Here is a 1034-nt window from a genome sequence, read left to right as displayed (position 1 = left end):
TTCCCACCGAAGAAGGGCTCCTGGAATACATCCTCACCGTCGAAACCCATGCCTGAACTTCTGGCGCTCACGCCCAATAATTTCATCAAAGTTTTTGGAAAAAGGGTTTATGCTAGACTGAGCAAAGGAAAGAACGACTTTTCGAAGAAACGAATCAATATCCCACAGATAATTAATAGCGACCTTCTAGGGAATTATTATTAACAATGATCACTTAAAATAGAATATGCCGACAAACGAGGGTGACAATCAGCCGAAATATTCTCTGGGGCAAATAATTTGTACCGCCTTTGTTGTCCTCGTAGGGTCTATACTCATCATCTACTTATATCCCGCTCAATACTCCGGAGATCTTGACACATACTTCACAATCCTTTATGAAAACACAATTTCCCCCGAAGGGGAACATGAAATTAATTCTATCGTAAATCGAATTGCTGAAATTAACGATACAGAAAAGAAGTTTGAAGCAATAGCAGAATGGGAATCTGAAAACTTTACTTACTTTATTTTTGAAGAGGATTATTTCAACCTAAATTATTCCTCTACTTACTTGGACTACCCGATTAACCGGTACCGCTTTGACTCATATGGCAAAATCAGACCTGAAGGCTCCATATGGGCTTCCATATTCTTAATGCCAAACCAATATGTAAACGATCCGCGATGGATTGCCTATTATAAAATGGGAGGTTGTGGAGAACTTGCGGTATTGTTTGAAGAGGTTGCAAAAAGATCTGGCTTCAATACAAGTATTATAAAGGCAGATCTAACTAATAACAATCATGCATGGGTTGAGGTTCAAATCGATGATGAATGGTATTTCTTCGATCCGACGAACTATTATGTGTATCACAAAATGAATGTTCGCCACTATAACAATACATGGTTTAACAAGCCCGAAGCTTATTCTGTATTCTCTGCAGACGCGGTTCAAAAAATCGTTGTTGCAAGCACAGGAGAAGATGTGACAGACAGGTATCCGCAGTACAAAAAACAGAAATGGCATGTAAGTTTCTGCGGTAACGAAAGGT

The 1034-nt window shown here is 39.2% G+C and carries 2 protein-coding genes; both read left to right on the top strand.

What is annotated here, in order from left to right; genetic code table 11:
- Positions 1-204: hypothetical protein (locus tag EI28_RS15195; RefSeq protein WP_231476869.1), on the top strand; the 204-nt coding region annotated here is incomplete at its 5' end.
- 22 nt (positions 205-226) lie between these two features.
- A partial coding sequence (locus EI28_RS14255) for a transglutaminase domain-containing protein (RefSeq protein ID WP_197018533.1) occupies positions 227-1034 on the top strand: 808 nt, incomplete at its 3' end.

Source organism: Methanoculleus sp. MH98A, from assembly GCF_000691865.1.
GTDB lineage: Archaea > Halobacteriota > Methanomicrobia > Methanomicrobiales > Methanoculleaceae > Methanoculleus.
Note: the sequence above shows the minus strand (reverse complement) of the source record. Positions and strands in the feature narration are given on the sequence as shown.